This window comes from Edwardsiella sp. EA181011, from assembly GCF_000800725.1.
In the GTDB taxonomy this organism is placed as follows: Bacteria; Pseudomonadota; Gammaproteobacteria; order Enterobacterales; family Enterobacteriaceae; genus Edwardsiella; species Edwardsiella anguillarum.
Genome location: NZ_CP011364.1, coordinates 3,340,887 through 3,353,725, shown reverse-complemented (window position 1 = coordinate 3,353,725; position 12,839 = coordinate 3,340,887). Strand labels below are relative to the sequence as shown.

Below are 12,839 nucleotides of genomic sequence, written 5' to 3'. Positions count from 1 at the left end.
CAGGAGAGGCCGATGCGTATCGGGATTGATTTGGGCGGCACCAAGATTGAGGTGCAGGCTTTGGGGGAGCGCGGGGAAACCCTGTTTCGGCGGCGGGTTGCCACCCCGCGCTATGACTATGCGGCGACGCTGGCGGCGATCGCCCAGCTGGTGGCGGACGCCGAGGCGCACTGCGGCCGGCGCGGCTCGGTCGGGGTCGGTATTCCCGGTACGCTGTCCCCGTTTAGCGGGCGGGTAAAGAATGCCAACTCGACCTGGCTGAACGGCTCGACGCTGGACGCCGACCTCTCCGCCCTGCTGAAAAGGGAGGTGCGACTGGCCAACGATGCGAACTGTCTGGCGGTATCGGAGGCAACCGACGGCGCGGCGGCCGGCGCCCGGGTGGTCTTTGCCGTGATTATCGGCACCGGCTGCGGCGCGGGGATTGCGCTGGATGGTCGGGTACACGCCGGCGGTAACGGCATCGCCGGCGAGTGGGGGCATAATCCCTTACCCTGGCAGGATGAGGCCGAACGGGCGGCGTCAGCGGCGGCGCCCTGCTACTGTGGCAAACAGGGCTGCATTGAAACCTTTGTCTCCGGCAGCGGATTCTGCGCCGACTACCGACGCCACGGCGGCGCGGCGCTTGACGGGACGCAGATCATGGCGCAGGCCGACGCGGGCGATGCGTCGGCCCTGGCGGCCATTGCCCGCTATGAGCAGCGTCTGGCGCGTGCGCTGGCGCAGACTATTAACACGCTGGATCCGGACGTGATCGTGCTGGGCGGCGGCATGAGCAACGTGAGCCGTCTGTATCGCACCCTGCCGGATCTGATCACCCCTTGGGTGTTCGGCGGCGAGTGCCACACCCCGATTCGTCCGGCGCAGCACGGCGATGCCAGCGGGGTACGCGGCGCCGCGTGGCTGTGGCCCGCGTAACGGCGGGATGGCCGGAGAGTTGCCATACTGGCAGGGGCGCCGCCGTGGCGCGAGAAGAGGGGAGACGATGGGTATGCAGGTCAAGATCGTGAGTCTGGCGGCGCAGCCGCTGTTCGCCCTGCGCGTGCGGGGGCCGTTTGCGCAGTCGTTGGGGCCGGGATTTGAGCGGCTGATGGCGTGGTCGACGCGTCATGGCCTGCGGGGGCAGTGGATGGCGCTGTACTATGATAATCCCCGCGAGGTCGCGCCAGACGCGCTGCGGGCGGACGTCGCCCTGACGACGGCGACGACGACGCTCCCGCCGGATGCCGAGGCGTCCGGGATCCGGCGGGACGTTCTGGCCGGGGGACTGTATGTGCTGGCGCAGGTGCGGGTCATCGATAATGACTTTGCTACGCCGTGGATAGCGCTGTTTGACCAGGCGCTGCCCGCCAGCGGCTATCGTCCGGACGGCGGCCCCTGCTTTGAGCGCTATCTGAGCGATGGCCGAGCCAGCGGTGAGTGGCTGCTGGAGCTGGGTGTGCCGGTCAGAAAAAGCTGAAAATGCCTCGTTTCCACCGCCGGGGCGCCGGAGCGACGCCCCGGCAATTGTAGTTTCGCCGCGGACGCGCGAATATAGGCGGAATTTGTCACAGTTTATTGCAATTAAATGAAACAGACCCTGATCTGCGATGGTGCATTGGCGCTGGCGCTGCCGTCCTGTCTGCTGACGCCCCATCCGCTGTGGTGTTGGCTGGCGTTGGTGAACCTGTGGACCCTGCTGATGTACGGCTATGACAAGCTGGCGGCGGTGCAGGCGCGCTGGCGTGTTCCCGAGCGCACGCTGCTGCTCGGCGGCGTCCTCGGCGGCTGGCCGGGGGGGCTGCTCGGCCAGGCGCTGTTCCATCATAAAACCCGTAAGGTGGCGTTCCGCAACGCCTTCATGCTGTCGGTGGTGGCCAACCTGGCGCTGCTGCTGATCCTCTGGTACTGGCTGTACGGGCGCTGGCTGCTGTAGCGGCACGCCGGCGTCCGCGCCGGCTTATGGCTCTCCGTCACCGCTGACGCGATAGCGACTGTCGAGGCGGCTAAAGCCCAGCCCGTTGATTTTCTTCACCCGGATCTGTAGTGGAATCCGCTCCTTCATCGCCTCGACGTGGCTGATGACGCCGATGGTTTTGCCGCTGGCGTTCAGGGTATCCAGCGCGTCCAGCGCGGTATCCAGCGTTTCGGCATCCAGCGTGCCAAATCCCTCATCCAGAAACAGCGAGTCGATGCGGGTCTTGTGGCTGACCAGATCCGATAGGGCCAGGGCCAGGGACAGGCTGACCAGGAAGCTTTCGCCGCCGGAGAGGGTGCGGGTATCGCGCCGCGCATCCGCCTGCCAGGTATCGACGACCTCCAGTTCCAGAGTGTCCCCCTCCCGGCGCAGCAGCTGGTAGCGCCCGTGCAGGCGCATCAGCTGGCGGTTGGCCAGATAGACCAGGTGATCCAGCGTCAGCCCCTGGGCAAACTTGCGGAACTTGTCGCCGCTGCTGGAACCGATCAGCTGATTGAGGTAGCTCCAGTCCTGATACGCCCGTTCGCGCTGAGCTATCTCGGCCAGCCAGCCCCGCTGGCTGTGGCGTCGCTGGGTGTCGCTGTGCAGCTGCTGCTGCAGTTCGCCCTGCTGCAGGCTGTGCTGGCGCAGCTGCTGCGTCAGCGCGCTACAGCGCTGCTCCAGCCATGGGTCGGCGTCGTCGGTGTGCAATTTCTGCGGGCGGGCCGCTTCCCCCTGGGCAACGGCCTGCTGCGCCAGCGCCAGCAGGGCCGCGCTTTGCTGGCGTTGGCGCTGGGCGTCGTCGCGCAGCGCCGTAAGCTGCCGCTGCTCCTCTTCCGTTAGCATCGCGGCCAGCAGAGCGGCGGCGTCGTCAAAGGGGGAGTCGGCCAGCGCGGCCTGCCAGCGCTGGCGCAGCGGCAGCAGGCGCTGGGTCAGCGTCTGCTGCTGCTGGCGGGCGGCGTTCAGCTCGCCCTCCAGTCGCTCATACTGCTGCTGCCAGCGCTGACTCTCCGCCAGCGCGGCGCTCTGGCGCTGCTCCAGCGCCTGCTCCTGGCGCAGCAGCTCGGCCTGAACGTCCGCGATCGGGCGGCCGTCGAGCAGGGCGCGCCGCTGGGCCAGCAGAAGGGCCCGCTGTTCATCCAACGCCTGGCGCTCGTGCGTCAGCGCCTCGTGGTGCCGCGTCTGCGTCGTCAGCTGCTGTTGCAGCAGGTGTAGCTGCTGCTCTACGCTGAGCGACTGGGTCTGCAGCTGCTGGTGCTGCTCCTGCGCCTGCTGCCAACGCTGCCACTCGTCGCGCCGCGCCGCCAGCCAGCGTTCGCTCTGTGCGGCGTCGGGCGCCGTCAGTCCGCCGGCGGCCAGATCGTCGTTTATCTGCTGTGTCAGACGCTGCTGCGCCTGTTCGGTCTGTTGCCACTGGAGCTCGCACTCCGCGCGGCGGGCCTCCTGGGTTTGCAGCGTCTGCAGCAGCAGGCTTTGCACATGCTGCTCCTGGCTCAGTCGCCCGCTGGCCTGGGTCAGGGCATCGCGCGCCAGCTGCAGGCGCTGTGCCCGGGCCTCTCCCTGGGCCTGCAGGCTGTCTAGCTCGCGGCGCCGCTGGGCGCAGCGCTGCAGGTAGTCGGCGAGGGCCGTCTCATCCTCCAGCGTCAGGGCTAGCCCCAGCGCGTCACAGCTCTGCTGCCAGCGCGCGCGCTGCTGGGCCAGCGTCTGCTGCAGCTGCTGGGCTTCGCTGTCCAACTGGGCGCACTGCGCCGTGGTATGGGCCACGCGTTCGCTCAGCGCGCCGCCCTCCCGTCCCAGGCGCTCGACCTCCTGGCTGAGGCGATCGCGGCGCCGTTGGCTGTCGCTGAGTGCCGGGGGCTGGTAGCTGGCCGCCAGCGGGTGATCGCGTGCGCCGCACAGCGGGCAGGGCTCGCCCTCGCGCAGGCTGGCGCGCTCCGTCTCCAGGCTGATCAGTCGCATCTGCAGCGTTATCTGCTGCTCCAGATCCTGTAGGTGCTGGCGCTTGTCCGCGTACTGACGCCGCTTCTCCGCGAGCTGCTGCTCCAGGATCAGCCGCTCGCGCTGCAGCGCGCCATCGCGCGCCTGCAGCGCCTGTATGCGGGCCATCTCCTGCAGGGCCAGCGGCTGCAGCGCGATCAGCTGCTGGCGATCGTCATCGCCTTGCTGCAGGGTCGTACGCGCCTGCGTGACCTGTTCGGCGGGGTGGTGGCGCTGCCACGCCAGCAGCTCGGCCTCCTGCGTCTCCAGCGTCTGACGCAGGCGCTGCTCGTCCTGCTGCAGGCCAAGCAGGGTCTCCTGGCGCGCATCGCGCTGGTGGCACAGGCGTTGTATCTCCTGCTGCAGCCGCTTCCGTTCGGCGGTCAGCCGTAGCCCGTCGTCGCTGAGTACGCCGCGGCGTTCCAGCAGCATCTGCCAGCGCGGCAGCCGTTCGCCCCACAGGGCGTGCTGCCGGTCGGCGTCCAACTGCCGCTGCAGCGTGGCCTGCTGCTGTCGCTGGGCCGTCTGCTGCGCGCTGAGCTGCTGTTGCTGCGCCTGCAGATCCTGCCGCTGGCGCTGACTCTCCTGCCACTGCTGCGACAGCCGCTGCTCGGCCTCCTCCTGTTTGCCCAGCGCATTGTCCAGCGGCAGCACCCGCTCGGCGATCAGCGCCTGCGTTTCGTCACGGCGCTGGCGCAGCTGCTGCCAGGCGAGCTGGGCCTGCTGTAGCGCCTGCTGCAGCGGATCCCGCTGGGCGGCCGCCGTCTGTAGGCGCGCCTCCAACTGCTGCTGTTGGGCGTCTGCCTGGCGCAGATCCTCCTCGGCCTGCGTCAGGCTTTGGTAATACGGCCGCAGCCGCAGCGCAGGTTCGGCGTGGGTCAGTTGCAGCAGCTGCGGCTGAAGGGCGAGCCAGTGTTGCTCGGCCTGTGCGGCCTGCGTCTGCGCCTGGCTCAGCGTCTGGCGCCGCTCCTGCTGGTGCCGTAGCCAATCCTGCTGTTGCTGTGCCTGCGTCAGCTGGGCGCGCAGCGTCTGCTCCTGCGCTTGGGCGTGGCTCAGACTGGCCTGCAGCGCCTCGCGCTGGGCCTCGCTAAGCAGCTCAACGCCGGCGGCGCGCTCGCGCAGTGCATCCAGATCGCTCTTGGCCTGCTTAAAGCGGGCGAAGACCGCCTCGGAGAGGCGCCCGTAGATCTCGGTACCGGTCAGCTCCTCCAGCAGTTCGGCGCGTTTGCCCGCATCGGCGTTGAGGAACGCGGCGAACTCTCCCTGCGATAGCATCATCGACTTGGTAAAGCGGCCAAAGTCCAGGCCGGTCAGCTCAGCGATGGTTTTTAGCTTATCGCTGATTTTATCGCACAGGATCGTACCGTCATCCAGCCGCGCTAGCTCGGCGCGTATCGCCTGCAGCTTGCCGTCGGGGCGGTTGTTAGCGCGGCGCTGGCTCCAAAAGGCGCGGTAGCCTATCCCCTTTACCTCAAACTCCACCTCGGCCAGGGACTCGGCGGTGCCGCGGGTCATCAGCTCATTCTGGCTGGCGGAGATGGTGTCCAGACGCGGGGTTTGGTGGTACAGCGCCAGGCAGATGGCGTCCAGCAGGGTGGTTTTTCCCGCGCCGGTGGCGCCGGTAATGGCGAACAGTCCGCTATCGCAGAAAGGGGGGGCGCTGAAGTCAATTTTCCACTCGCCGCGCAGCGAGTTGATGTTCTTAAAGCGTAGGCTGAGGATCCTCATGCCTGCGTCTCCTCTGTATCGGGGTCCTGCGTTATCTCCTGCAGCACCTGCTGGAACAGCCGCTGCGCCCGCGCCTGTTGCTGGGGATCGCTCTCCTGCTCCAGCGCCAGGCGTCGGCTAAATACGTCGTCGGGGGTCAGCTCGCTCAGGGTCTCGCCGGCCTGCATGGTCAGGGCGCGCTGGCGCTGCTCACGGCTGCGCCGCAGCAGCAGGATCTCCACCGGCAGCGTCTCCGCCTGCTGCTGCAGCGTGCGTTCGCTTTCGCTGAGCCAGCCGTCGCTGTCGATCTCGATGTCCAGCCAGACCGGCTTGTCCGTCGCCAGGGGGCGCAGGGCCTCCATGGCCGCGCCAATCTCCGCCAGCGAGCCCTTGAGCAGGCGCATCGGCTGGCTCTGGGGGACGGGCAACTGGGTTATCTGCGGCGCGCTGCCATAGGCTAAGGTCACCAGGCAGACGCTTTTGCTGCTGCCCAACTCGTCAAAGCTCAGGGGGATCGGGGAGCCGCTGTAGCGAATATGCTCCGCGTGACCGACCCGCTGCGGGCGGTGAATGTGTCCCAGGGCGATATAGTCTGCCGGGGGAAAGGCGCTGGCCGGCAGGGCATCCAGCGTGCCGATATAGATATCGCGCACCGATTCGGAGCCGCTGACGCCGACGGTGGTCAGGTGGCCGGTGGCGACGATCGGTAGCGGCTGCGCCAGCGAGGCCTGCAGCGCCAGCGCACGCTGATACAGGGTGTGGTAGTGATCGCTGATGGCCTGCTGCAGCGCCTGCTGCTTCTCCGCGGCGGACTGGCCGGCGCGGCTTTGCAGCAGGTCGCGCGGTCGCAGAAAGGGAACGGCGCACAGGATGGCGCCGGGGCTGCCGTCGCGTCGTCGCAGCAGCAGCGGCGCATCGTCGGCGTGGGCGCCTGCGATCACCTGGGTATGCAGGCAGGCCAGCAGCTCGCGGGACTCGTTGAGGGTCGCCACCGAGTCGTGGTTACCCGCCAGGACGATCAACTGACAGCCGCGCCCCTGCAGCGCCACCACAAAGCGGTTGTACAGCTCGCGGGCATAGCTGGGCGGCGTTCCGGTATCGAACAGATCGCCGGCCACGATGATGGCGTCGGCCTGCTGCTGCTCGGCCTGCAGCAGCAGCCAGTCGAGAAACACACGGTGTTCATCGGCGCGGCTTTTACCGTAGAAGTGCTGGCCAAGGTGCCAGTCGGAGGTATGGATCAGACGCATGGTGTCCCTTGCTTGGCAACGGGGGCGCGCCCGCGGCGGCGGGCGGAGGATATGGTGGCCAGTATACCCGGCGCGGCAAAAGGGCGCCAACCCGTTGGCCGCCGCGGCTGGGGGGATCTCTTTTTTTTCATAAATCTGTCATAAAAATGACGCATAATTGCAGCGGATGACAATTAACCGGGAAGTCAGTATGACCATACGCATTTTAGTCGTAGAAGATGAAACGCCCATCAGGGATATGGTGAGTTTCGTTCTGGAGCAGAACGGCTATCAGCCGCTGGAGGCGGAGAGCTATGACGGTGCGTTAAGCCAGCTGTGCGAGCCTTACCCCGATCTGATTCTGCTGGACTGGATGCTGCCCGGCGGCTCGGGTATCCAGCTTATCAAGCAGCTGAAGCGGGAGCCGGCGACCCGGGATATTCCGGTGATGATGCTGACGGCGCGCGGCGAAGAGGAGGATCGGGTGCGCGGCCTGGAGGTGGGCGCCGATGACTATATTACCAAGCCGTTTTCGCCCAAAGAGCTGGTGGCGCGGATCAAGGCGGTGATGCGGCGCATTTCGCCGATGGCGCTGGAGGAGACCATCAACCTACAGGGGCTGAGCCTCGATCCCGTCTCGCACCGGGTGATGGCCAATGACATCGCGCTGGAGATGGGGCCGACCGAATTTAAGCTGCTGCACTTCTTTATGACTCACCCTGAGCGAGTTTACAGCCGCGAACAGTTGCTCAATCATGTCTGGGGCACTAACGTGTATGTGGAGGATCGTACCGTCGATGTCCACATCCGTCGTCTGCGCAAGGCACTGGAGGGCAGCGGTCACGATCGCATGGTGCAGACCGTGCGCGGTACCGGCTACCGTTTCTCCGCCCGTTTCTGATCGGCGACGGAGTTCTGACTGTGTTAGATAAACTCTCCTGGAAGACGCTGCTGTCTGAGCTGCTGCTGTGCTGCGTGCCGGCGCTGCTGCTCGGCGCGCTGTTCGGCTATTTACCCTGGTTTTTACTGTTGGCGCTGTGCCTGCTATTGATGTGGCACGGCTGGAATCAGCTGCGGCTCTCCCACTGGCTGTGGGTGGATCGCAGCATGACGCCGCCCAGCGGGCGCGGCAGCTGGGAGCCGCTGTTTTACGGGCTGTACCAGATGCAGCAGCGCAATCGGCGGCGGCGGCGTGAGCTGGCCTTGCTTATCAAACGGTTCCGCAGCGGGGCGGAGTCGCTGCCCGACGCCATTGTGATGCTGACCGATGAGGGCAACATCTTTTGGTGTAACCATCTGGCGCAGCATCTGCTGGGGTTCCGCTGGCCGGAGGACAATGGGCAGAATATCCGTAATCTGCTGCGCTATCCCGAATTCAGCCGCTATCTGGGCACCGCCGACTACGCCCGGCCGCTGACGCTGCACCTTAACAGCGGGCGCTATATGGAGTTTCGCCTGATGCCCTACAGCGAGGGGCAGATGCTGATGATCGCGCGCGATGTGACTCAAAAGCGTCAGCTGGAGGGCGCGCGGCGCAACTTTTTTGCCAACGTCAGCCATGAGCTGCGCACGCCGCTGACGGTGCTACAGGGCTATCTGGAGATGTTTGGCGACGATGCCATGCCGGCGCCGCAGCGCGAGAAGGCGCTGTTGACCATGCAGGCGCAGGCGCAGCGTATGGATGGACTGGTCCGGCAGCTGCTGGTGCTGTCGCGGATTGAGGCGGCGCCGGACATCGATCTCAGCGCGGTGGTCGATGTCCCGGCGATGCTGCATATGCTGGAGCGGGAGGCCAACGCGCTGAGCGACGGTCAGCACAGGCTGCACTTTAGCATTGATGACGGCCTGCGGGTGCGCGGCAACGAGGAGCAGCTGCGCAGCGCCGTCTCCAACCTGGTGTATAACGCGATCAACCATACGCCGGCGGGGACGCAGATCAGGGTATGCTGGCAGCGTACCGCGCAGGGGGCCCATTTTACCGTACAGGACAATGGGCCGGGCATCGCTCGGGAGCACCTCAGCCATCTGACCGAACGCTTTTACCGGGTCGATCGCTCCCGCTCCAGTCGCACCGGCGGCAGCGGGCTGGGACTGGCCATCGTCAAGCATGCGCTGCAGCATCATGAGGCACAGCTGGCGATCGATAGCACGCTCGGGCAGGGAACCCGCTTCGCGTTTACCCTGCCGTCCCATCTGGTGTTCAACGGCGCGCCGCCGGGCTGATGCCGCCGGGCTCGCGTGCGCACCGGCGCACGCTAGTCCTCCAGCTGCGCTTCGATCACCAGGCTCCAGCCGTCGACGCTGCGCCAGTACTCCTGCTCCTTCTCCACGTCCAACTGCACCAGGCTATTTTGCCGCAGATAGTGGGGCGGGAAGCGCAGCACCCATTGAAAGCCATAGGTCTCCAACTGCAGCGTATCGGGCGGCGCGGTGGACTGGCGCTGATTGTTGAGCAGGGTGGCCAGACGCAGGATCTGGATCAGCGGCAGATACTGCTTTTTCTTAAACAGGGTGAAGCGCGGCAGCTCCTCCAGCCGCAGCGCCTTGCGCTGGCTGCGCACCAGCGTCGCCAGCATCAGTTGCTGCTCCTGGGTGAAGCCGGGCAGATTGGTGTTCTGCAGGATATAGGCCGAGTGGCGCTGCATGCCGCTGTGGTTGATGCTCAGCCCCACCTCATGCAGCGCGGCCGCCCAGTTGAGCAGGGCCTCTAGCTGCGGATGCACCAGGCGCGGGTTTTGCACCATCCACTGTGCGTAGAGTTGCTGTGCGCTGGTCTGCACGCGCTGGGCCTGCTCACGGTCAATATTGTAGTGTTCGGCCAGGCTGCGCGCGGTGCGGCTGCGGATATCCTGGTGACGGAAACGCCCCTCCATCTCATACAGCACCCCTTCGCGCAGCGCGCCGTCTGACAGGCGCAGCTGCTTTATCGCCAGCGCGTCGAACACCCCGCACAGAATGGCCAGCCCCGGAACGAAGACCTGGCGGCGATCCTCGGACAGCCCCGGCAGACGCAGGCGATCGACGTGGTCGTAGCGCAGCACCTCGTCGCACAGCATCGCCAGGCGCGCCGGGGTGAGCAGCCCATCTTTCTCGCCCATGGCGATCAGAACCTCATAGGCCGCCTTAATGGAGCCGGAGGCGCCCAGCGCGGCGTTCCAGCCCTGAATGCGGTACTGCCAGGCCATGTTCTCCAGCTTTTGTGCCGCGGCCAGGCGGGCGCGCTGAAAGCCGGCGGCGCTGATGACCCCGCCGGCAAAGAACTGCTGGGCAAAGCTGACGCAGCCCATGCGCCGGCTCTCGACCAGAATTGGGTCAAAGTCCTCGCCGATCACCATCTCCGTGGAGCCGCCGCCGATGTCGATCACCAGCTTGCGGCCCTTCTCCGGCTGGGTATGGGCGACGCCCATAAAGATCAGGCGCGCCTCTTCATGGCCGGAGATGATCTCGATGGGGTAGGGGATCACCTTGGCGGCGCGCTTGAGAAACTCCTGAGCGTTGTCGGTCTGACGTAGGGTGTGGGTGCCGACGATGCAGACGTTTTCCGCCGGAAAGCCCTGCAGGCGCTCGGCGAACAGGGCCAGGCAGGCCAGGCCGCGCGCCATGGACTCCTCGCTCAGGCGCTGGTGTTGATCCAGGCCGTCGGCCAGGTGGACGCGCTGCTTTAGCCGCCCCAGCACCTGGAGCGCGCCGTTGACGACGCGCGCGATCACCATATGAAAACTGTTGGAGCCGAGATCGACGGCGGCGATCTCCTGCGGACGGGGCGAAGTGGGAATCAGCGGCATAGGCAGTCCGGTTCAGTCATGGGTCGGCGGCGCGGGGAGTTCCTGCGCTTGTTGGGCGCCGGCGTGTTCCAGCGCCCGAATGTAATCATAGATGGCCAGCTGTGAGCGCACTTTGCGGCGGTTGCCGCGCGGTACATAGCGGTTGCTCAGCTCCCGATCGAGGTAGCGGGCCTTGACGGTATCGCTGAACTGCAGCTCCAGCAGATCCAGCACCCGCTGGCGCAGCTGGGGATCGAGCAGGCTCACCGCCACCTCAATGCGGTAGTCGATGTTGCGGGTCATCCAGTCGGCCGATGAGAGAAAGACCTGCGGATCGCCGTGGTTGTCAAAGACATAGACCCGGGCATGCTCCAGGAAGCGATCGACGATGCTGATGGCGCTGATATTATCGCTGACTCCCGGGATCCCTGGCACCAGCGCACACATGCCGCGCACCAGCAGGCGGATTTTCACCCCGGCGCTGGAGGCCGCGTACAGACGATCGACCAGCCCTTTATCCACCAGATTGTTGATCTTGAGGGTGATCCCGGCGCTCAGCCCGGCCTGGGCATGGGTTATCTCCTGATCGATCAGTTGATACAGCATGCGGCGTGAGTTCTGCGGGGAGACCATCAGGTGCTCAAAGTTAACCGGGCGATAGGGGTTTTCGATGAAGTTGAATACCCGGCGGACTTCGTTGGTGATGCGGGCATCGGCGGTCAACAGCGAATAGTCGGTGTACAGCCGGGCGGTTTTTTCGTTGAAGTTGCCGGTGCCAATATGGGCATAGCGCACGATGTCGTCGCCTTCGCGGCGCGAGATCAGGAACAGCTTGGCGTGGATCTTCAGCCCCGGCGCCGAGAAGATCACGTGTACGCCGGCCTCCGTCAGCCGCTTGGCCCAGTGAATGTTGGCCTCTTCATCGAAGCGCGCCTGCAGCTCCACCACCACCGTGACCTTCTTGCCGTTGTGGGCCGCATGGATCATCGATTCGATGATGCGGGAGTTCTTGGCCACCCGGTAGATATTGATCTTAATCGCCAGCACGCTGGGGTCGAAGGAGGCCTGGCGCAGCAGCTCCAGCACGTGCTCGAAGGTGTGGTAGGGGTAGTACAGCAGTACGTCGTGGTCGCGGATAGCGTCGAAGCCGTTACGGAAGCGGTCGAACCAGACGTGGCGCAGGCGCGGCAGCGGGCGATTGAGTAGATTGGCCTTACCGACGTTGGGAAACTTAATGAAATCCTTAAAGTTGTGGTAGCGCCCCCCCGCGATGACCGAATCGTAGGAGGAGATACCTAGCCGGCGGGTCAGCAGGCTGACCAGCTCGTCGGGCATGTCGCGCTGGTACACAAAGCGCACCGGCTCGGCGGTCAGGCGCTGCTTGAGGCTAGAGGACATCAGCTCCATCAGGCTGGACTCCATCTCCGTCACCAGATCGTATTCGGCGTCGCGGGTCATCTTCATCGAATAGGCGTTCAGGGTGTGGTAATCGAAGAAGCCACAGAATATGTCATCCAGGCAGTAGCGCAGAATGTTATCCACCAGAATCATTGGCTTGCGTCGGCGCGGCGTCTCCGGCGGCAGCATGATGAAGCGCTCGACCTTGTCGGAGGGGATCTCCAGCAGCGCATAGCGAGTCTGCTGGCCGCTGACGATCTCCACCGCCAGATAGGTGTAGTCATCCTTGAGGAAGGAAACCAGATCGGTCTCCTCATCGAGCATGATCGGCGTGATATGCTGGCGTAGATGGTTGCGGTAGTACTGCCGTAGCCATACCTGCTGGTTTTCGGAGAGCTGGCGTTCGTTGATCAGGAAGATCTGATTGCGTGCCATCTCCAGCAGCAGGTCGTTGTACAGGGAGTCGAACTCCTGATCGGCCTTGAGCACCTTGGCCTGGATCTGCTGCAGCAGGTGGCGCGAGCTGCCGTTATCCGTGCCTTGCTCCTCGCTGATCAGTATGCGGCGCTTCAGCTCGGCGAAGCGTACCTTATAGAATTCGTCTAGGTTGCTGGAATAAATGCCGAGAAAACGCATGCGCTCGATCAGCGGGTTGCTTTTATCGGCGGCCTCCTGCAGTACGCGCTCATTGAAGGATAGCCAGCTGAGCTCTTTGTCGATGTAGCGCTTTTCCTGCCCCATTGTGACTCCAGTACTAAAGCAAAAACGATCCGTCCCGCGCTGCGCGGGGCGGCTGCCCGGCGGTGATACCGCCGTGGACGGAACATT

Annotated in this window: 9 protein-coding genes; 5 read left to right on the top strand and 4 right to left on the bottom strand. The window is 65.2% G+C overall.

Annotation, left to right across the window (positions count from 1 at the left end):
- The first annotated feature begins 12 nt into the window (after positions 1-12).
- The 3 genes from mak to QY76_RS14845 all read left to right on the top strand — a co-directional run bounded on the left by mak (position 13) and on the right by QY76_RS14845 (position 1,915).
- Positions 13-918, top strand: coding sequence for a fructokinase (gene mak, locus QY76_RS14855; protein WP_045424728.1), 906 nt, complete (start codon positions 13-15; stop codon positions 916-918).
- Between the two features lie 73 nt (positions 919-991).
- Entirely contained in the window at positions 992-1,459 is a 468-nt protein-coding gene (locus QY76_RS14850; protein WP_045424731.1) for a GyrI-like domain-containing protein, read from the top strand.
- 108 nt (positions 1,460-1,567) lie between these two features.
- Complete coding sequence (locus QY76_RS14845; protein ID WP_045424734.1) at positions 1,568-1,915, top strand: DUF1294 domain-containing protein; 348 nt, start codon at positions 1,568-1,570, stop codon at positions 1,913-1,915.
- Between the two features lie 24 nt (positions 1,916-1,939).
- On the opposite strand, the gene QY76_RS14840 is transcribed toward QY76_RS14845, so the two are convergent.
- Complete coding sequence (locus QY76_RS14840) at positions 1,940-5,641, bottom strand: AAA family ATPase (protein ID WP_049648894.1); 3,702 nt, start codon at positions 5,639-5,641, stop codon at positions 1,940-1,942.
- Positions 5,638-6,870 carry an exonuclease subunit SbcD gene (gene sbcD, locus QY76_RS14835; RefSeq protein WP_034163577.1) on the bottom strand — a complete coding sequence of 411 codons (1,233 nt, stop codon included), beginning with the start codon at positions 6,868-6,870 and terminating at the stop codon, positions 5,638-5,640. Before sbcD ends, QY76_RS14840 begins: the two co-directional genes overlap by 4 nt.
- A 190-nt stretch (positions 6,871-7,060) precedes the next feature.
- On the opposite strand from sbcD, the gene phoB reads away from it, so the two are divergent.
- Together phoB and phoR are read left to right on the top strand one after the other, a co-directional pair.
- Positions 7,061-7,750 carry a phosphate regulon transcriptional regulator PhoB gene (phoB, locus tag QY76_RS14830; protein WP_034163575.1) on the top strand — a complete coding sequence of 230 codons (690 nt, stop codon included), beginning with the start codon at positions 7,061-7,063 and terminating at the stop codon, positions 7,748-7,750.
- A gap of 20 nt (positions 7,751-7,770) precedes the next feature.
- Positions 7,771-9,072 carry a phosphate regulon sensor histidine kinase PhoR gene (gene phoR, locus QY76_RS14825; protein WP_045424740.1) on the top strand — a complete coding sequence of 434 codons (1,302 nt, stop codon included), beginning with the start codon at positions 7,771-7,773 and terminating at the stop codon, positions 9,070-9,072.
- Positions 9,073-9,104: 32 nt separating this feature from the next.
- Here the strand turns inward: phoR and ppx are convergent, their stop codons facing one another.
- Complete coding sequence (gene ppx / locus QY76_RS14820; RefSeq protein WP_045424743.1) at positions 9,105-10,634, bottom strand: exopolyphosphatase; 1,530 nt, start codon at positions 10,632-10,634, stop codon at positions 9,105-9,107.
- A 12-nt stretch (positions 10,635-10,646) separates the two neighbouring features.
- Entirely contained in the window at positions 10,647-12,752 is a 2,106-nt protein-coding gene (ppk1, locus tag QY76_RS14815) for a polyphosphate kinase 1 (RefSeq protein ID WP_034163572.1), read from the bottom strand.
- Positions 12,753-12,839 lie beyond the last annotated feature (87 nt).